At 69.4% G+C, this 17,657-nt stretch carries 18 protein-coding genes; 10 read left to right on the top strand and 8 right to left on the bottom strand.

What is annotated here, in order from left to right; genetic code table 11:
* Positions 1-18: 18 nt before the first annotated feature.
* A complete protein-coding gene (locus CY658_RS07510) occupies positions 19-1,350 on the bottom strand; it encodes an MFS transporter (RefSeq protein WP_101489532.1) in 1,332 nt (443 codons plus the stop codon).
* Between the two features lie 129 nt (positions 1,351-1,479).
* On the opposite strand from CY658_RS07510, the gene CY658_RS07515 reads away from it, so the two are divergent.
* Complete coding sequence (locus CY658_RS07515) at positions 1,480-2,373, top strand: LysR family transcriptional regulator (RefSeq protein WP_101489533.1); 894 nt, start codon at positions 1,480-1,482, stop codon at positions 2,371-2,373.
* A gap of 67 nt (positions 2,374-2,440) precedes the next feature.
* On the opposite strand, the gene CY658_RS07520 is transcribed toward CY658_RS07515, so the two are convergent.
* Positions 2,441-2,752, bottom strand: coding sequence for a hypothetical protein (locus CY658_RS07520; protein ID WP_101489534.1), 312 nt, complete (start codon positions 2,750-2,752; stop codon positions 2,441-2,443).
* 189 nt (positions 2,753-2,941) lie between these two features.
* On the bottom strand, positions 2,942-3,301 hold the full coding sequence (locus tag CY658_RS07525; RefSeq protein WP_143713622.1) for a hypothetical protein: 360 nt from the start codon (positions 3,299-3,301) through the stop codon (positions 2,942-2,944).
* 181 nt (positions 3,302-3,482) lie between these two features.
* On the opposite strand from CY658_RS07525, the gene CY658_RS07530 reads away from it, so the two are divergent.
* Positions 3,483-5,594, top strand: coding sequence for a TonB-dependent siderophore receptor (locus CY658_RS07530; RefSeq protein WP_101489536.1), 2,112 nt, complete (start codon positions 3,483-3,485; stop codon positions 5,592-5,594).
* Between the two features lie 74 nt (positions 5,595-5,668).
* The gene (locus CY658_RS07535; RefSeq protein ID WP_101489537.1) at positions 5,669-8,062 is read left to right on the top strand and encodes a PepSY domain-containing protein; all 2,394 of its coding nucleotides are present in this window, start codon (positions 5,669-5,671) and stop codon (positions 8,060-8,062) included.
* Here the strand turns inward: CY658_RS07535 and CY658_RS07540 are convergent, their stop codons facing one another.
* Positions 8,063-8,722 carry a glutathione S-transferase gene (locus CY658_RS07540; RefSeq protein WP_101489538.1) on the bottom strand — a complete coding sequence of 220 codons (660 nt, stop codon included), beginning with the start codon at positions 8,720-8,722 and terminating at the stop codon, positions 8,063-8,065. It lies immediately after the preceding gene.
* A 91-nt stretch (positions 8,723-8,813) separates the two neighbouring features.
* Here CY658_RS07540 and CY658_RS07545 point away from each other — a divergent pair, with 91 nt between their 5' ends.
* Both CY658_RS07545 and CY658_RS07550 read left to right on the top strand, forming a co-directional pair.
* Complete coding sequence (locus CY658_RS07545) at positions 8,814-9,686, top strand: helix-turn-helix transcriptional regulator (RefSeq protein WP_101489539.1); 873 nt, start codon at positions 8,814-8,816, stop codon at positions 9,684-9,686.
* Between the two features lie 64 nt (positions 9,687-9,750).
* Positions 9,751-10,662, top strand: a complete 912-nt coding sequence (locus CY658_RS07550) for an SDR family oxidoreductase (RefSeq protein ID WP_101489540.1) — start codon at positions 9,751-9,753, stop codon at positions 10,660-10,662.
* A 6-nt stretch (positions 10,663-10,668) separates the two neighbouring features.
* Here CY658_RS07550 and CY658_RS07555 read toward each other — a convergent pair whose 3' ends face one another.
* A complete protein-coding gene (locus CY658_RS07555; RefSeq protein WP_101489541.1) occupies positions 10,669-11,247 on the bottom strand; it encodes a GNAT family N-acetyltransferase in 579 nt (192 codons plus the stop codon).
* A gap of 27 nt (positions 11,248-11,274) precedes the next feature.
* On the bottom strand, positions 11,275-11,691 hold the full coding sequence (locus CY658_RS07560) for a hypothetical protein (RefSeq protein ID WP_101489542.1): 417 nt from the start codon (positions 11,689-11,691) through the stop codon (positions 11,275-11,277).
* A gap of 113 nt (positions 11,692-11,804) precedes the next feature.
* On the opposite strand from CY658_RS07560, the gene zigA reads away from it, so the two are divergent.
* Positions 11,805-12,998, top strand: coding sequence for a zinc metallochaperone GTPase ZigA (gene zigA / locus CY658_RS07565; protein ID WP_101489543.1), 1,194 nt, complete (start codon positions 11,805-11,807; stop codon positions 12,996-12,998).
* A 13-nt stretch (positions 12,999-13,011) separates the two neighbouring features.
* Here the strand turns inward: zigA and CY658_RS07570 are convergent, their stop codons facing one another.
* Together CY658_RS07570 and CY658_RS07575 are read right to left on the bottom strand one after the other, a co-directional pair.
* A complete protein-coding gene (locus CY658_RS07570; protein ID WP_101489544.1) occupies positions 13,012-13,665 on the bottom strand; it encodes an FMN-binding negative transcriptional regulator in 654 nt (217 codons plus the stop codon).
* 16 nt (positions 13,666-13,681) lie between these two features.
* Positions 13,682-14,158 (bottom strand): Fur family transcriptional regulator, encoded by a 477-nt coding sequence (locus CY658_RS07575; RefSeq protein WP_099797137.1) that lies wholly within the window; start codon positions 14,156-14,158, stop codon positions 13,682-13,684.
* A 166-nt stretch (positions 14,159-14,324) separates the two neighbouring features.
* On the opposite strand from CY658_RS07575, the gene CY658_RS07580 reads away from it, so the two are divergent.
* The 4 genes from CY658_RS07580 (at position 14,325) to CY658_RS07595 (ending at position 17,606) form a co-directional block, all read left to right on the top strand.
* Positions 14,325-14,987 (top strand): alpha/beta hydrolase, encoded by a 663-nt coding sequence (locus CY658_RS07580; RefSeq protein WP_101490274.1) that lies wholly within the window; start codon positions 14,325-14,327, stop codon positions 14,985-14,987.
* Between the two features lie 60 nt (positions 14,988-15,047).
* Positions 15,048-15,365, top strand: a complete 318-nt coding sequence (locus tag CY658_RS07585; RefSeq protein WP_101489545.1) for a putative quinol monooxygenase — start codon at positions 15,048-15,050, stop codon at positions 15,363-15,365.
* A 165-nt stretch (positions 15,366-15,530) separates the two neighbouring features.
* Entirely contained in the window at positions 15,531-17,087 is a 1,557-nt protein-coding gene (gene gshA / locus CY658_RS07590; RefSeq protein WP_101489546.1) for a glutamate--cysteine ligase, read from the top strand.
* A gap of 138 nt (positions 17,088-17,225) precedes the next feature.
* Positions 17,226-17,606, top strand: a complete 381-nt coding sequence (locus CY658_RS07595) for a response regulator transcription factor (RefSeq protein WP_101489547.1) — start codon at positions 17,226-17,228, stop codon at positions 17,604-17,606.
* Positions 17,607-17,657: the final 51 nt, after the last annotated feature.

Genomic DNA, 17,657 nt, shown 5'->3' on the forward strand with positions numbered 1-17,657 from the left:
GGAAGGAGGAAGACGGTATCAGGCGGGCGCGTGGGCGTTGGCTGCGTCGATGTCGCGGCCCGTGTGGTCGCGCAGCCAGAGCAGGCCGAGCAGCGACACCAGCGTCATCGCCACGAGGTACCAGGCCGGCGCGAGCTTGCTGCCGGTGGCGTTGACCAGCCAGGTGCTGATGAAGGGCGCGAAGCCGCCGAAGAGCGCCACGCCGACGCTGTAAACCAGCGACATGCCGCTCGCGCGCACGCGCTTGGGAAACATCTCCGGCAGCATCGTGATGCCCGGCACCGTCTGCACCACCAGGCCGATGCTCAGCACGCCGAGCACCACGAACAGCACCCCGGGCGTGGGCGAGGCGTTGAGCCACAGAAAGCCCGGGTAGATCAGGATCGCCATCACGATGCGGCTCCAGAGGATGAGCGGCTTGCGGCCCACGATGTCCGAGAGCTTGCCCACGAACGGCGCGAGCGCGAACGACAGCAGGCCCGTGAGCGCCGCGCCGAACAGCGCCACCGAGGGCGTGAGGCCGAGTTCGCGCACCGCGTAGGTCGGCATGTAGAAGGTGACCACATACGCTGCCGTGGTGCCGCCCACCAGCGCGAGGATGGCGGCCAGGACCGTCCTGCCGTGCTGCGTGCAGACGATCTTCAGGCTGCTCTCGCGCGGCGCCTTGGCGTCTTCAGGCGAGATGTGCAGCGACTCCTCGAGGTGGCGGCGGATGTACATGCCCACCGGCGCGATCAGCATGCCGAGGATGAACGGCACGCGCCAGCCCCAGCTCTGCATGGCCTCGGGCGTGAGCGAGAAGGTGAGCGCGCCCACCACCACGGCGCCGAGCATCACGCCCAGGCCCTGGCTCGCGAACTGCCAGCTCGCCATGTAGCCGCGGTTGGCGGGTGTGGCGTGCTCCACCAGCAGCGTGGTCGATGCGCCGACTTCGCCGCCGGCCGAGAAGCCCTGGATCAGCCGCGCCAGCACGATCACGACCGGCGCCGCGACGCCGATGCTGGCGTAGGTCGGCGTGAAGGCGATCAGCGCGCAGCCCAGCGCCATCAGAAAGATCGTGAGCGTCATGGCCTTCTTGCGGCCCGCGCGGTCGGCATACGCGCCGATGATGATGCCGCCCAGCGGCCGCATGATGAAGCCGACACCGAAGCTCGCCACCGTCAGCAGCAGCTGGCCGTAGGAGCTGAAGGTCGGGAAGAACAGCTTGCCGATCACCAGCGCCAGAAAGCCGTAGACGGTGAAGTCGAAGAACTCCAGCCCGTTGCCGATGGTCGTGGCCACGATGGTCTGGCGCCGGCGTGCGGGCGACGACGGGGAGGTGGGCGAGGGCTGGGAAGCGCGGGTGTTCATGTGTCTCCTGTGTGTTCTCAAGGGCGCAGGCCGCGTGGGCCCGAGTCGCGGCGGATGCTAGAGACTCACAGCTGTCATGAAAAGACAATAATTGGGCGTCAACGATAACTTTTGGTTGTCACTCCAAAGATGAAGCCCAATCAGTTGCATGCCTTCGTGGCCGTGGTCGAGCAGATGAGCATCCGCGCCGCCGCGCGCGTGCTCGGCATCTCGCAGCCGGCCGTGACCAAGATCGTGCGCGAGCTGGAGCGCGAGGTCGGTGCGCCGCTGGTGGAGCGCAGCGTCAAGGGCGTGCGCCTCACGCAGTTCGGCCTGGCCTTCGCGCCGCGCGCAAGGCTGCTGCTGGCGGACATGGAGCGCGCCCGCGACGAGATCGCGCAGATCCGCGACGGCGCCACCGGCTCGGTCTCGCTGGCCGTGAGCGCTTCGTTCGCGCTCACCGTGCTGCCCGCCGCCTTCAAGGACTTCCACACGCGACTGCCTGCGGTCGACGTGCAGTTCAGCGAGGCCGTGCTGCCGTGGATGCTCGCGCGGCTGCGCGACGGCTACCTCGATTTCGCGGTGGCGCACGTCGTGCCCGGCACGCTCGATCCGCAGTTCGAGGCGCTGGAGCTGTTCCCGGTGCAACTGGTGGTCGGCCTGCGCGAGCGCCATCCGCTGCGCAACGCGCGCTCGCTGCACGACCTCTATGCCGCCGAATGGGTCCTGCCGGGCGACGACCATGGCGGAACCAATGCCGTGGCGCCGCTGTTCACCCCGCTCGGCTTGTCGCCGCCCACGCGCGTGCTGCAGGGCCACTCGGTGACCGTGGCGCTCGCGTTGGTGGGGCACATGGATCTGATCGGCCTGTTCGTCGAGCCGCTCGCCGGACTCAGCTTCAAGCGCCACGGCATCCGGCGCGTCGATGTGCGCGAGACGATGCCGATACTGAACGTGTGCGTGGTGCGCCGGCGCGGGCAGCCATCGACGCCGGCGGCGCAGCACTTCATCGAGTGCATTCAGCGGGCGTCGTTAGGGCGGTGAAGGGGGTAGTGGAGGCGGGGGCTGCTCGTGTTCGCGCAAGGAGACAGCTCCCCGGGGCCTCAGCTCATCACAGGAACATGAGCATCAAGATAGAGACATAGATGCCGAGGCACACGATGGCGCTGACGCTCGCCAATAGCAACAGAAAGCCGACGAAGTAGGTAGCACGTTGGCCCCAGCCCGGCGCGCTCGGCACGCAGCGCCAGTAGAGCAGCGCGGCCAGGAGTATCAGCACCCCCTCGATCACATTGGCAGCGGTAGCCACGGCCTCGGGGGACCGGAGGCCCGACCGGATCAGCCACACGTGCAGCAATCCCCCGAGCGGAATCAAGACGGACCAGGCGAACGAGCCGAGCGCAAGGCGCACCGCGGTTTTCATCGGATGGCCTCGCCGTACGGCGTGAATGCTGGCGCCGCTTTCTCATTGGTGTTCATGAATTTCCTCCCTGGCGTTTCGAAATGGAACGCTCTGGAGGCGATGCTAGGGGCGCGAGCGCCAAAACACTGTTCTCAAATGAGGCTTCCGCGCACCGGAAGTGCCACCGGGCCGAGCCTCCATCGCCTCAGCTCAACGCAAGAACATCACCAGCACCACGAAAAGCAGTTTGACGGCGAAGACCGCGAGGGCGCTGGCGAGCACCATCAGCACCACGAAGGCGATGAAGTACGCCACGCGCCGGCCCCAGTGCGGCACGCTCGGCACGGCATACCAATAGAGCCACGCGGCCGCGCCGATGTTGATGGCCTCGATCACATAGATGGTGACGCGCGAGGCTTCGGGAGAGTCGAAGAACGACCTGCCCAGCCACATGCACAGAAGTCCCACCAGCGGGACCACGGTGACCCAGGCGAGCACGCCGAGCGCAAGGCGTCCGGCCGTCTTCATCGCAGGGCGTCCTGCGCCGGTCGATGTGTCACTGGCAGCCATGAATTTCCTCCGTGATGGCGCTTCGAAATGGAACGCTCTGCATCCGATCCTATCGGCAGGGGCCGGCAACTGTTGTCAAATGAGAATCCCTCTCATCCATAATCCCTCCCGCTTCCGTACACCAGAAGCGTCACCAGGCCGCCGGAAAGCGCGCCGCCAGAACACCCAAGGGATTTGTTGAATGAAGAGAGTTTGTGTGAGCCTCGCGCTCGCCGCCGTGCAGGCAGCGCACGCGCAATCGGTGCCTGCGTCCGCAGGCGAAGCGAGTGAGTTGAGCACCGTCAACGTCGAGGCCTCGCGCGCCAACGGCTTCCTGGCCGAGACAGTCGAGGCGGGCACGTTCCGGGGGGCGTCGGTCATGGACGTGCCGGCCACGGTCAACACCGTGACGCGCGAGGTCATCGAGCTGCAGGGCGCCACGGGCGTGTACGACGTGCTGCGCAACACGGCCGGCGTGACGCGCCAGCAGAACGGCGGCGACACCTTCGACCAGCTCGTGATCCGCGGCATCGCAGTGGAGAACCGCACCAACTACCGCCTCAACGGTGCGCTCGCGATCCCCAACGTGTCCGAGATTCCGATGGAGAACAAGGAGCGCGTCGAAGTGCTCAAGGGTGCGTCGGCGCTGTACTACGGTTTCACCACGCCGGCCGGGGTCATCAACTTCGTCACCAAGCGCGCGGGGCGCACGCCCGTCACCTCGCTCGGCATGAGTGTTGACAACCAGGGCGGGCTGCAGGGGCAGGTCGACATCGGCCGCCAGTTCGGCGAGAACGACCAGTTCGGCGTGCGCCTCAACGCGGCCGGCGGCCAGTTGGGCTCGACGATCGACGGCGTGGACGGCGACCGCAAATTCGTCTCGGCCGCACTCGACTGGCGCGTGAACCGGCGGCTCACGCTCAAGGCCGACATTGAGCACTACCGCAAGCGCATCACCGAGCAGGCCGGCATCGCGCGCCTCGCGGCCGTCAACGGCGTCATCGCGCTGCCGGCGCTGCCCGATCCGCACAAGCTGATCGCGCCGCCCTGGGCCGTGTTCGAGGCCGAGGTCACCAACACGCAACTGCGCGCCGACTATGCCTTGAGCGACCACTGGGCGCTCAGCGTGGAGGCCGGCCATTCCGAGGCCGAGCGCGACCGGCGCCTGGCGCAGTTCAGCAACTACAACGTGCGCACCGGCCTGGGTCGCCTCACGGGCAACGTGCAGCACCTGGAGCAACGCTCCGACCTGCTGCGCACCGAGCTGTTCGGCACCTTCGCCACCGGCGCGCTACAGCACGAGCTGACGCTCGGCGCGGCGCGCAGCGACAAGACGCAGGCGCCCGTTTTCCAGCGCAACTACGGCGGCGCGACCACGCTGCAGAACCTCTACAACCCCGTGCCCATCGGCGCGCTGGCATTGAGCGCGATGCCGTCGCGGCCCACTTCGGGCGCGCAAGACAGCGAGGAGCTGGGCCTGTATGCGCTCGACCGCATCACCTTCTCGCCGCAGTGGCAGCTGGTGGCCGGCCTGCGCCACACGCGCTACCAGAGCTGGCAGGGCGCGAGCGCCACGCTGCCGGCCCTCGACTACAGCGTGCGCAAGACCACGCCGCTGGCCGCGCTGAGCTACAAATTCACGCCCGACCTCATGGCCTACGTGTCGTATTCGCAGGGCGTGGAAGAGGGCGAGGTGGCGCCGGCCGGCACCGCCAACCAGAACACGCGCATGCCGCCGGGCGTGAGCCGGCAGAAGGAAGTCGGCCTGCGCTGGCTGACCGGCAGCGGCACGCTGCTGTCGGGCGCGCTGTTCGACATCGAACGGCCCGGCGCCTACACCGACAGCGCCAACACCTTCGTGGCCAGCGGGCGCCAGCGCTACCGCGGCTTCGAGGTGTCGGCGCAAGGCCGGCTCACGCCCGCGCTGGCGTGGCAGCTCTCGGGCCAGTGGCTCGACGCCGAGTTCCGGCGCATCAACGCGCAGTACGACGGCAAGCGGCCCGAGAACACGGCGCGCACCACGGCGAGCGCCTTTCTCTCGTACGACATCGCGGCGGTGCCGGGGCTGTCGGTCAACGGCGGCGCGTACTTCACCGGGCGCCGCCCCATCGACGACCTGAACCAGGGCTTCATCGGCGGCGCGACGGTCTTCGGCCTCGGCGCGCGCTATGTGGCGCAGCTCATGGGCAAGCGCACGACCTTCCAGCTGAACGTCGACAACGTGGGCGACAAGCGCTACTGGTCGGCGGCCGGCACGCGGCTGGCGGTGGGTACGCCGCGTACGATCAAGGCCCTGGTCAAGATCGATCTTTGAATCCTTGGGTGAGGCCCCTGCTGCGGCGGGGCTTCCTGTTTTTCGCTTCCCTTTCTTTCTGCTGTCTGTTTTTCATGGCTTTGCTGCGTCGCGTCTGGTTCCAGATCCATTGGTTCATCGGCATCACGGCGGGCAGCGTGCTGGTCGTCATCGGCCTGAGCGGCGCGACGTTGTCGTTCCGCGCCGAGATCACCGACCTGCTGAACCCGATTCCGGCGGCCTCGGCCGCGCCGCTGTCGCCACCCGCGCTGCTCGCGCGGCTGCAGGCGGATTCGCCCGGGCGCCGCATCGCGACGCTGACCGTGTTCGCCGAGCCCGGGCGCCCTGCGCGCGTCGGCTTTGCGCCGCCGCCCGGCGAACGGCGCGGCGAGACGCGCTTCGCCGATCCCGCCACCGGCGCGCTGCTGCCCGAGCCCGTGGGCGAGCACTTCTTCGAGTTCGTGGAAGAGCTGCACCGCTGGCTGCTGCTGCCGCGCGACGACGGCAAGCCCATCACCGGCTCGCTGGCCGGCCTGTTGCTGCTGCTCGCGCTGTCGGGCCTGTACCTGCGCTGGCCGCGCCGCCCCTTCGCGTGGCGCCAGTGGCTGCGCATCGACTTCGCGCTGCGCGGTCGGGCCTTCCTGTGGAACCTGCACGCCGTGGTCGGCACCATCGCGCTGCTGGCGTACGTGGTGTCGACCACCACCGGCATGTACTGGGCTTTCGACGCGCTGCGCAAGGTGGTCGACGGCGCGGCCGGTGAAGCCCGCGTGATGCGTGTCGAACGCGCACCGGCCGATGCCCCGGTGACGCTCGACCTGGCGCGCGTCTGGCAAGCCTTCGTCGACACCACGGGCGGTGACTGGACCCAGGTCACGCTGCGGCTGCCGGCGCGCAACGGGGCGCAGCTCGAGGCCAACTACCTGCGCACGAACCCCGAGCACGAGCGCGCGCGCAACCGCCTGTACCTGCACGCGGCGACCGGCGAGACGCTGCGCCACGAACGCTACGCCGACAAGCCGCTCGCGGGCCGCTTCGTGAACAGCATCTATCCGCTGCACATGGGCACCTACTGGGGCTTGCCGGGGCGCATTGTGATGATGCTCACGAGTCTGGGGCTTGCGCTCTTCGCGATCAGCGGCTGGATGATGTACCTCGGCCGCCGCCGCACCGCGAAGGCCGTGCGTGCCGAGCGTGCGCGGCTCGATGCGGTCGCCGTGCCCACGACTTCGGGTGATGCGGGGCAGGTGCTGGTCGCCTTCGCGAGCCAGACCGGCCATGCCGAGCGCCTCGCGCTGCAGACGGCCGGTGCGCTGCAAGCCGCCGGTGTTGCGGCGGTGGTGCGGCCCGTGTCCGCACTGAGTGCCGATGCGCTGCTGCATTACCGGCAGGTGCTGTGGGTGGCGAGCAGCTTCGGCGAGGGCGATCCGCCCGACAGCGCGCGCGCCTTTGCCCGCGCGTTCGCGCGGCAGAGCGGCCCGGGTCTGCGCCACCTGCGATACGGCCTGCTCGCACTCGGCGACAGCAATTACGCGACCTTTTGCGGTTTCGGCCGCAAGCTCGACCACGATCTGCACAACCAGGGCGCGCAACCGCTGTTCCCGATGATTGAGGTGGACGGCGAAGACCCGGTGGCGCTCGCACGGTGGCACGACGCGCTGCGCGAGACCTTCGGAGTGCGTGATGCGCCGTGGCCTGCGTCGACCGCGCCGGCTTTCGAGGCCTGGCGGCTCGACGGCCGGCGCCTGCTCAATGCGGGCAGCCAGGGCGATCCGCTGTTCGAGATCGAGCTGCGGCGCGCCGAAGGCAGCGAAGCGATGAACTGGACGCCCGGTGCGCTGGTCGAGATCGTGCCGCGCCAGATGCACGACGACGGCGCCCCGGCGCCCGCGCCGCGCAGCTACTCGGTCGCGTCGATTCCTTCTGACGGCGCCGTCCAGCTGCTGGTGCGGCAGGCACGACACGACAACGGCCTGGGCGTGGCCTCGGGCTGGCTCACGGTCGGCGCACCGATGGGCGCGGAACTCGCGCTGCGCCTCGTCGCCAACCCGGGCTTCGCGCTGCCCGACGATGCGCGGCCCTGCGTCTTCATCGGCAACGGCTCGGGCTTCGCGGGTCTGCGCGCGCTGCTGCGCGAGCGCGCACGCCGCGGGCACGGCCGCAACTGGCTGGTGTTCGGCGAACGGCACGCCGCGCACGACGGCTTCGGCGCGGACGAGGTCGCGGCATGGCAGGCCGGCGGCCTCGTGGCGCGTGCCGACTTCGTCTACTCGCGCGACCAGGCGCAGCGCGTGTACGTGCAGGACCGCCTGCGCGAGGCCGCCGAAGCGCTGAAGCAGTGGGTGGACGAAGAGGGCGCGATCGTCTTCGTGTGCGGCAGCCTCGAAGGCATGGCGCCGGGCGTGGATGCGGCGCTCACCGAGGTGCTGGGCGAGAGCGGCATGGACGCGCTCATCGCCGAAGGCCGCTACCGACGCGACGTGTACTGATCAGGCGGGCGGAAAGTCCACGCCCGGTTCGCCCGCCTGCCAGGGTGCGTACTTGTGCATGGCGCGCGCGAACAGCTCCGACGCGATCCAGTTCGACAGCCAGCCTTGCAGACGCGGCCAGGGCTGCGCGTCGAACCAGACTTTGTCGACCATTGCGAACTGCCGAACGAAGGGCATGAGTGCCGCATCGGCCAGCGTGGCGTGCGCGCCGGCCAGCTGCGCCGACATCACTAACCTGTATTCGAGCCCTTGCAGGAAGCGCGCGCCGTCGTCGCGTGCCGAGCCTTCCGATGCGGGGTAACGCGCCGGGTACTTGTAGCGGTCGAGCAGCGGCTTGAAGTCGTTGTCGCATGTCGCCACCAGCGCGAGCAGGTCATCGAGCGTGCCGCGCTCCGGGGTCAGCCAGCGCAGCGGATCGTGGCGGCGCAGCGCCCACAGCATCACGCCCAGGCTCTGTTCCAGCACCGTCGCGCCACCGTCGAGCACCAGCACGGGGACCGTGCCCTTGGGCGAGGCCGCGAGCATCTCGGCGGGCTTGCGCTTCAGCTCGATCTCGCGCAACTCGCAGTGCTGCCCGCTCGCCACCAGCGCGAGCCGGGCCCGCATCGCATAGGGACAGCGGCGGAACGAATAGAGCAGGGGGAGGGCGGAGTCGGGCATGCGAACGAAAGATGAACAGGGGGAGCCGGCCGATTGTCGAACCATCGGGCCGGCTCGCGCGGCGGCGGGTTTTTCCTCACAATCGACCGCCATGGGCGAACGTCTTTTCCTCCGGCTCCACGACGACCCGCTGCACGGGCCGGAATCGGGTGTGCCCGACGACACGCTGCATGTGCTGCCGATCGCGCCGGCCCTGCAGTCGCATGTCTCGCACCTGCTGATGTACCGCGAGACCTTCGCGCCCGGCCTCGAGATGCGCGAGCGCGTGCTGCCCGACGGCGCGATCCGGCTGGTCTTCAATTTCGGTGACGCGCCCTCGGCCGACGACGCGCCGGGGCAGGCGGTCGAGGCCATCGGCGCCTTCGCCGCGCCGGCCGTGGTGCGGATGCGCGACACGGTCGAAGGCCTGTCGGTGGCGCTGCGCCCCGGCGCGGCAGCCGCGTTGCTCGGTGTGCCGGCCGGCGAGATCGCGGGCCGCGCGGTGCACCTCGACGAACTCTGGGGCGGCGAGGGCACGACGCTGCTCGCGCGCATGGCCGAAGCGCGCTGCGATGTCGCACGCGCCGACCTGCTGCAGCAAGCCCTGATGAAGCGCCTGAAGAAAACCGGCGACGGCACGCCACCGGCCGTCGCCATGCATGCCGCGCGGCTCATCGCCGCTGCCGACGGACGCCAGGCATTGCGCGAGGTGGCGCAGGCGGTCGGCGTGGGCGAGCGCCGGCTGCAGCAGCTCTTTCATGCGCACGTCGGGCTGTCGCCGCGCGCTTGGGGCCGGCTCGCGCGGCTGCATGCGTGCCTGCGCGCGCTGCGCTTGCACAGCGCGCCGGCCTGGGCCGACATGGCGCTGGACCACGGGTTCTACGACCAGTCGCACCTCGTCAACGAGTTCCGCGCCCTGTGCGGCGTGACGCCCACCGAGTTCCTCGGGCGCAGGGTTTCGGTTTCTTCCAAGACGGCGCGCTGAGGCCGGCCTATCGTGGCGGCTTGTCCTGCCCAAGGACCCTCACCGAACGAAGGAGCAATGACACATGACGACAAACCACTCCACCCCTGACGCCGCGCATCGCCCGCTGGCGGGCCGCGTGGCGGTGGTGACCGGCGCCAGCCGCGGCGCGGGCCGCGGCATCGCGCAGGAACTGGGCGCGGCCGGCGCCACCGTGTACGTGACGGGGCGCAGCACCCGCGCGCGGCCGGCCGACAGCTACGGGCAGCTGCTCGCACTGTCCGAGCTGGCCGCCTTGCCCGGCACCATCGACGACACCGCCGACGAGGTCGCGCGGCTCGGCGGGCGCGGCATCGCCGTGGTCTGCGACCACACGCAGGAAGACGAGGTGGCCGCGCTGTTCGCGCGCGTCGAACGCGAGCAGGGCCGGCTCGACCTGCTCGTGAACAACGCCTGGGGCGGCCACGAAACCTTCACGGGTGTCTTCGAGGCGCCGTTCTGGGAACACCCGCTGTCCAACTGGGATTCGATGTTCGACCGCGGCGTGCGCAACCACCTCGTGGCCAGCCGCTGCGCCGCGCCGGGCATGGTGGCGCGCAAGCAGGGCCTGATCGTCACCACCACCTTCTGGGACCGCGGCCACTACCTGCGCGGCAACCTGTTCTACGACCTCGCCAAGGCGGCGATGACGCGGCTGGCCTTCGGCATCGCGCAGGAGCTGCAGCCGCACGGCGTGGCCTCGGTGGCCGTGTCGCCGGGCTGGATGCGCACGGAGTTCGTGCTCGCGGGCCACAAGACCGACGAGGCGCACTGGCAGGAACGCCCCGCGCTGGCACGCACCGAATCGCCACGCTACCTGGGCCGCGCCGTGGCCGCGCTGGCGGGCGATGCGCAGGTGCTCGACAAGACCGGCCAGGTGCTGCGCGTGGGCGACCTCGCGCGTGCTTACGGCTTCACCGACATCGACGGGCGGCAGGTCGAGCCGTTCGAGATGTAGGCCGAGCTACGACAGTTCGCGCACGTCGATGCGAAAGCGCAGCTCGGGCGCGCCGCCGAGCCCGGGCTCGGTGATGAACTCCTCGATCAGCACGCCGCCGTTGGCGCGGATCACGCGCTGCGAGGCGAGGTTGTCGGGGCTGGTCGTGATCTCGACGTGGTCCAGGCCGATGGCGCGCGCATCGGGCAGCAGCGCGCGCAGCGCGGCGGTGGCATAGCCCCGGCCGCTTTTCCACGGCACCACGCCGTAGCCGATGTGGCCGAGGCAGTACGAAGGCAGGGCGTTGGTGCCCGGCTGCCAGCGCAGCTGGATGCTGCCGCAGAACTCGCCGTCCCACAGCCAGCGTCGGTAGCCCGGCAACCGGGGCACGGTGCCGCCGGTGGGCAGCGCGATGGGCGGGCCCTTGGCCTCGCGGTCGACGAGGCCGGCGAGAAAGCCGTCGGGGTCGGTGCGGATCAGCGCCAGCTCTTCGCGGCCGGCTTCGGCCCGCAGGTTGTTGGGCGACCAGCCGCGTTCCAGTGCAGCGATGTAGCCGGGAAGGTGCTCGGGCGAGGGCCAGACGAGTTGCAGTGCAGAAAGGGACATGGGAGACGGTCCTTGTTTTCTTTGAGATCAGTACGAGCGCAGGGCGATGCCCCAGCGCCCTTCGGCCTGCACGACGATCCAGAGGTTGGCGTGCGTGCTGAGCACCGTGCCGGCCGCATCGCGCCGCGTGTAGTGCACGACGAAGTGCACCTTGTCATGGCTCACGAGCACCGGCTCCTTTTTCTCGTACTGCGTGGAGGCCCAGCCACCGGCCTTGAGCGTGTCGAAGAAATCGGCCGGGTGCTGGCCGGGCACGGGCCAGTCGAGCCGCCGTGCGCCCGAGAGCATCGTGTGCGGAAAGTGCAGCTCGGCGTCCATGCCGCGCGTGTCCGAGGCGTTGAAGGCGGCCGTGAAGCGGTCGAGGCAGGCCGACGCGGCCTCGACGACGGCGGCGTGCGGCGCGTCGGAGGGCGGCGGGGCGACGAAGGCGGAAAAGTCGGTCATGCGTCGGATGGTAAGGCGAGTGTGCGGTCGGGATGTGTGTGGCGATATAAACGCAACCAAGTTGCGACAATCCATATAATGCAACTCCATTGCATTTGAAGAACGAGTCCCTCATGGCCGATCGCCTTCCCGTCACCGTGCTGTCCGGCTTCCTGGGCGCCGGCAAGACCACGCTGCTCAACCACATCCTGCACAACCGCGAGGGCCGCCGCGTGGCGGTGATCGTCAACGACATGAGCGAGGTCAACATCGACGCTGCGCTGGTGCGCGAAGGCGGTGCCGCGCTGTCGCGCACCGACGAGAAGCTGATCGAGATGAGCAACGGCTGCATCTGCTGCACGCTGCGCGAAGACCTGCTGATCGAGGTGAAGCGGCTCGCGAAGGAGGGGCGCTTCGACCAGCTCGTGATCGAGTCGACCGGCATCTCCGAGCCGCTGCCCGTGGCCGAGACCTTCACCTTCGCGGGCGAGGACGGCCAGAGCCTGGCCGACGTGGCGCGGCTGGACACCATGGTCACGGTGGTCGATGCCTTCAACTTCCTGCGCGACTACGGCTCGTCCGACAGCCTGGGCCAGCGCGGCCAGTCGCTCGGCGACGAAGACACGCGCACGGTGGTCGACCTGCTGATCGAGCAGATCGAGTTCTGCGACGTGCTCGTGGTCAACAAGACCGACCTCGTGACGGCCGAAGAACGCGAGCGGCTGATGGCGATCTTGCGCAGCCTCAACCCGCGTGCGCGCATCGAGGAATCGGAGTTCGGCCGCGTCGCGCTCGACCGCGTGCTCGACACGGGCCTGTTCGATTTCGAGCAGGCCGAGCAGGCGCCCGGCTGGCTGGCCGAGCTGCGCGGCGAGCATGTGCCCGAGAGCGAGGCCTACGGCATCCGCAGCTTCGTGTACCGGTCGCGCCTGCCGTTCCATCCGAAGCGCTTCTGGGACCTGGTGCAGAGCGAGTGGGAGGGCGTGGTGCGCTCCAAGGGCTTCTTCTGGCTCGCGAGCCGCCCGACCCGTGCGGGTTCGTGGTCGCAGGCCGGCGGTGCCTGCCGCTATGGCGTGGCGGGCTTGTGGTGGGCGGCCGTGCCGCGCGAACACTGGCCGACCGACCCCGACGGGCTCGAACTCATCCGCAAGAACTGGGACGACGCCACCGGCGATGCGCGCCAGGAGCTGGTGCTGATCGGCATCGGCATGGACGAAGCGGCGCTGCGCGCGCGGCTCGATGCCTGCCTGCTCACGCCCAACGAGATGCGCTTCGGCCCTTCGTGGTGGCAGAACCTGCCCGATCCGTTTCCGTCGTGGAACGCGTAGGGGCGCGGGCGATTCAGTCGTCGGCGCTGCCGGACTGCATCGCCTGCTGCACCAGCCGCGCCATGGCCGATGCGTTCTCGCTGCCGAAGGCGGTCAGCCCCTGCACCGTGCCTTGACGGTCCTGCAGGGCCTCGTCCTGGCTGGCCTTGAGCTTGCCTTCGAGGCGGTCGATGGGGATCTCGATGCCCACCACGGCCCGCGCCATCTTGCGGATGAAGGCCTCGGGCGCGTCGGTGGTCTGCCAGGGCACGGGCTGGCCGACCTCGTTCGCTGCGGTCAGCCGCGCGAGCAGGTCGAGCAGCCAGGCCTCGTCGTCGATGGCGCGCGCGATGCCGTGCGCATGCGCGACGGCGTAGTTCCAGGTCGGCACCACCTGGCCGTGTTCGGCCTTGCCCGGGTACCAGCCGGGCGTGATGTAGGCCTGCGGCCCCTGGAACATCACGACCGACGGGGCCGATGCATCGAGCTGGCGCCACACCGGGTTCGCGCGCGACACGTGGCCGAGCAGCGTGCCGAACGCACCGCGCGACCGGTCGAGCAGAAAGGGCAGGTGGTTGGCGACCAGCCCGTCGGCGCCGCTCACGACCCAGGCGCCCAGCGGGTGCGCGTCGATCAGCGCGTGGCTCGCGCCGAGGTCGGGCTGGCGGTGGTGCCGGGAGACGTACACGCGCAGCGCGATGACGCTAGCGGGCGCAGTCGCCGCACATGCCGTGCAGCGTGAGCGCGGTGTGTCGCGTGTCGATGCCCTGCTTGCGCAGCGCCTTGCCGAGTCGGCCCATCACCTTGGGCAGTTCGGGGTCGGAGGGCAGCGCCAGCACCTTGTGGCACTGGTCGCATTCGAAGGTGTTGCCCGAGGCGGTGTCGACGTGCCGTGCGAAGCGGTTGACGCGGTCGGCGGCCACGCGGCGGTCGCACAGGCCGGCCTCGACCAGCCGGTCGAGCACGCGGTAGAGCGTGACGCGGTCGGGCGGCTCGCCCGTGGCGGCGGTGTAGGCGCCGGCCACTTCCTCGTGGGTCAGCGGCTGCGAGCCGTGTTCGAGCAGCTCGAGCACGGTCTGGGCGGCGCGCGTCACGCGCAGCCCGCTGCCGCGCAGCAGCGCCTCGCTGTCGAAGGCGGGGCGGGGCGGCGAGGTTTTCAGGGGCGGGGTGGGGGTCTTCATGCGAAACGCCATTGTGTTGCATCCGGCGCCCCCTTGCGACGGCAAGGACAGCCGGGGCCCGGATGTTGCGAGGTGCAAGTCAGCCAACCGGCCGTTTCGCCGCGGCCCGGGTCGCCCGAATGCGCTAAGGTCTGGGCATTCGCATTCCTGAATACCTTCGTTGACCATGTCCCGTCCCCCCATCGAAATCGAAACCGCCCCGAACCCCACCGCCACGGTGGTCCTGATGCACGGCCTGGGTGCCGACGGCAACGACTTCGTGCCGATCGCCGGCGAACTCGACCTGTCGGCCGTGGGCCCGGTGCGCTTCGTGTTCCCCAATGCGCCGGTGATTCCGGTCACGCTGAACAACGGCTACCAGATGCCGGCGTGGTTCGACATTGCCGGGGCCGATTTCAATGTGCAGGAAGACGCCGCCGGCCTGCGCCGCTCGCAAGCCACCATCGAGGCCGTGATCGCGAATGAAAAGGCCCGCGGCATCGCCGCCAGCCGCATCGTGGTGGCCGGCTTTTCGCAGGGCTGCGCCATGGCGCTGCTGACCGGCCTGCGCCATACCGAGCGCCTGGGCGGCATCGTCGGCCTGTCGGGCTGGCTGCCGCTGGCGGCCAGCACCGCTGCCGAGCGCCATGCCGCCAACCACGACACGCCGGTGTTCCTCGGCCACGGCCGGCAAGACCCGATGGTGCCGCTGGCACGCGCCACGCAATCGCGCGACGCGCTCACCGCCCTGGGCTACACCGTCGAATGGCACGAGTACGCGATGGCGCATTCGGTCTGCATGGAAGAAGTGGCCGACCTGAACGCCTTTTTGCTGCGCGTGCTGCGCTGACGCACAAGCGGGCCGCTGCGGCAACCCACGAGACAGACAGAGACACAGAAGGAGACCGCCATGATCCTCGTCATCGGACACGCGCTGGCCAAGGCCGACACCCTGCAGGCGATGCTGGCCATCAGCGTGGAGCACGTGCTGCGCTCGCGCGCCGAGCCCGGCTGCATTTCGCATGAAGTCACGACCGACGTGCAAGACCCGCTGCAGCTCACCTTCGTGGAGCGCTGGAGCGACATGGCGGCGTTGCAGGCGCACTTTCGCGTCGATGCGTCGCGTGCTTTCGCCAAGGCGCTCGCGGCCATGGCCGATGGCGTGCCGTCGATCCATGTCTACCAGTCGGAAGAGATCGACCTGTCGGCGGGCCGCGCCAAGGCCTGAGGTTTGACCCCCGTTCCGCACTGGAATGCGCGTGGTATTTGAGAGGGAAGCTATGAAAAGAGTAGCAAAAAACAGCATAGCCGGATGCGGGATTCCCTGCTTCAGCAGTGCCAGTCCGCCCGTGCTACCTTCCAGCCCCACAGAAGATTGATGGGTCATAAGAACATGAGCAACAGATTGCAGGAGAGGCTGGGGGCGCTCCCGGCCGCGCGATTGAAGGGCATGCGTCGCGGCATCGAGAAGGAAAGCCTGCGCGCGTTGCCCGACGGCAAGCTGGCCCTCACGCCGCATCCGCTGGCGCTGGGCTCGGCGCTCACGCATCCGCACATCACGACCGACTTCAGCGAGTCGCAGCTCGAACTCATCACGGGCGTGCACGCGGGCGTGGAGTCGGCCATTGAAGAGCTCACGCGGGTGCACCAGTTCACCTACCGCGTGCTCGACCAGCTCGGCGACGAGCGCCTGTGGGTGTCGAGCATGCCCTGCGGCCTGCCGACCGACGAGACGATTCCGATCGGCCGCTATGGCTCGTCGAACGTGGGCCGCGCCAAGAGCGTGTACCGCATGGGCCTGAGCCACCGCTATGGCCGCCGCATGCAGACCATTTCGGGCATTCACTACAACTGGTCGTTGCCGGATGTGTCGAGCGAAGAGTACTTCGCGCTGATACGCAATTTCCGCCGCCAGGCCTTTCTGCTGCTGTACTTGTTCGGCGCCTCGCCGGCCCTGTGTTCGAGCTTTGTCGCGGGCCGCCCGCACGAGCTGCAGCCGCTGGGCGACGGCAGCATGTACATGCCGCACGGCACCTCGTTGCGCATGGGCCCCCTGGGCTACCAGAGCGAGGCCCAGGCGTCGCTGGCCGTGAGCTACAACAGCCTGGAGGGCTACGGCGCCTCGCTGCAGGACGCACTCACGCGCCCCTGGCCGGCCTACGAGGCCATCGGCATCCGCAACCTCGGCGGCGACTACAACCAGCTGGGCACCAGCCTGCTGCAGATCGAGAACGAGTTCTACGGCACCATCCGCCCCAAGCGCGTGATTCACCCCGGCGAGCGCCCGCTGCATGCGCTGCGCGAGCGCGGCGTCGAATATGTCGAAGTGCGCCTGATGGACCTCGACCCCTTCGAGACCGTCGGCATCAACGCGCAGACCATGCGCTTCATCGACGTGTTCCTGCTGCACTGCCTGCTGAACGACAGCCCCGACGACACCCCGCAAGAGATTGCCGAATTGGCGCAGAACCAGCACCTCACGGCCGCGCGCGGCCGTGAGCCGGGCCTGAAGCTGCGCCGCGACGGGCGCGAGGTCGGGCTCACCGACTGGGGCCTGGAGCTGGTCGAACAATGCATGCCCATTGCCGCCGCGCTCGACGCGGCGCAAGGCGGCACGCAGCACGTCGACGCGGTGCGCGCCGCCAGGGCCGGCCTCGAGAACCCCGACAGCCTGCCGTCGGCCCGCGTGCTCGCGGCCGTCGAGCAGCAGCACGGCAACTCGTTCATCGGCTTCGTGCGCGCCCAGTCGGAGCAGACCCGCGCCGCGCTGCTCGCGCTGCCGTTCACGGCCGCGCAGCAGGCCGGCTTCGAGCAGATGACGGCCGAGTCGATCCAGGCGCAGAAGCGCATCGAGGCGGCCGACACCATGCCCTTCGAGATCTACCGCGAGCAGTACGTCTCGCCGGCGCGCCTGGGCATGGCCCCCGGCCGCTTGCCAGTCGCGGCCTGAGGCAGCGGGGCGGCGCACGCCGACAGCGCCGCTGGCCGATGGCCTACAGCCATTGGCCTGTCCGGCTCACCGCGCCCGTGCGGGCAGCCCGGAAGATGGCGTCATGCACAGCCAAGCTTCGGATTCGGGACACTCACCATGACGCTCCATGCCTATCTGGTCGAGGACAGCCCCGTGATCCGCGAGAACCTCGTCGGCTTTCTCGAGGACGTGGCGGATGCGCACGTGGTGGCCTCGGCCAGCACCGCCGACGAAGCGCTCGACTGGCTGAGCCATCACCAGCGCGACTGGGACCTGGCCATCGTCGACCTGTTCCTGCAGCGCGGCAACGGCCTGGCCGTGATCCATGCCTGCCGCCACCGGTCGCCGCACCAGAAGGTGGTGGTGCTCAGCAACTACGCCACCGCCGACATGCGCCAGCGCTCGCAGCAACTGGGCGCCGATGCCTTCTTCGACAAGTCGGCCGAACTCGACCAGTTGGTCGCGTACTGCGCCACGGTCCAGCCGTCGCATGGGTGACTCCCGCTGGGGCTGTCCGGCGGCAAACGGGGCGGGGAACTGAGGTAAAAC

The sequence above is a fragment of the Variovorax sp. RO1 genome, from assembly GCF_002849325.1.
In the GTDB taxonomy this organism is placed as follows: domain Bacteria; phylum Pseudomonadota; class Gammaproteobacteria; order Burkholderiales; family Burkholderiaceae_C; genus Variovorax.

Bases quoted from the DNA above. Each gene is read 5' to 3' on its own strand.
- CY658_RS07510 (WP_101489532.1), bottom strand. From the start codon at position 1,350: ATGAACACCCGCGCTTCCCAGCCCTCGCCCACCTCCCCGTCGTCGCCC.
- CY658_RS07515 (WP_101489533.1), top strand. From the start codon at position 1,480: ATGAAGCCCAATCAGTTGCATGCCTTCGTGGCCGTGGTCGAGCAGATG.
- CY658_RS07520 (WP_101489534.1), bottom strand. From the start codon at position 2,752: ATGAAAACCGCGGTGCGCCTTGCGCTCGGCTCGTTCGCCTGGTCCGTC.
- CY658_RS07525 (WP_143713622.1), bottom strand. From the start codon at position 3,301: ATGGCTGCCAGTGACACATCGACCGGCGCAGGACGCCCTGCGATGAAG.
- CY658_RS07530 (WP_101489536.1), top strand. From the start codon at position 3,483: ATGAAGAGAGTTTGTGTGAGCCTCGCGCTCGCCGCCGTGCAGGCAGCG.
- CY658_RS07535 (WP_101489537.1), top strand. From the start codon at position 5,669: ATGGCTTTGCTGCGTCGCGTCTGGTTCCAGATCCATTGGTTCATCGGC.
- CY658_RS07540 (WP_101489538.1), bottom strand. From the start codon at position 8,722: ATGCCCGACTCCGCCCTCCCCCTGCTCTATTCGTTCCGCCGCTGTCCC.
- CY658_RS07545 (WP_101489539.1), top strand. From the start codon at position 8,814: ATGGGCGAACGTCTTTTCCTCCGGCTCCACGACGACCCGCTGCACGGG.
- CY658_RS07550 (WP_101489540.1), top strand. From the start codon at position 9,751: ATGACGACAAACCACTCCACCCCTGACGCCGCGCATCGCCCGCTGGCG.
- CY658_RS07555 (WP_101489541.1), bottom strand. From the start codon at position 11,247: ATGTCCCTTTCTGCACTGCAACTCGTCTGGCCCTCGCCCGAGCACCTT.
- CY658_RS07560 (WP_101489542.1), bottom strand. From the start codon at position 11,691: ATGACCGACTTTTCCGCCTTCGTCGCCCCGCCGCCCTCCGACGCGCCG.
- zigA (WP_101489543.1), top strand. From the start codon at position 11,805: ATGGCCGATCGCCTTCCCGTCACCGTGCTGTCCGGCTTCCTGGGCGCC.
- CY658_RS07575 (WP_099797137.1), bottom strand. From the start codon at position 14,158: ATGAAGACCCCCACCCCGCCCCTGAAAACCTCGCCGCCCCGCCCCGCC.
- CY658_RS07580 (WP_101490274.1), top strand. From the start codon at position 14,325: ATGTCCCGTCCCCCCATCGAAATCGAAACCGCCCCGAACCCCACCGCC.
- CY658_RS07585 (WP_101489545.1), top strand. From the start codon at position 15,048: ATGATCCTCGTCATCGGACACGCGCTGGCCAAGGCCGACACCCTGCAG.
- gshA (WP_101489546.1), top strand. From the start codon at position 15,531: ATGAGCAACAGATTGCAGGAGAGGCTGGGGGCGCTCCCGGCCGCGCGA.
- CY658_RS07595 (WP_101489547.1), top strand. From the start codon at position 17,226: ATGACGCTCCATGCCTATCTGGTCGAGGACAGCCCCGTGATCCGCGAG.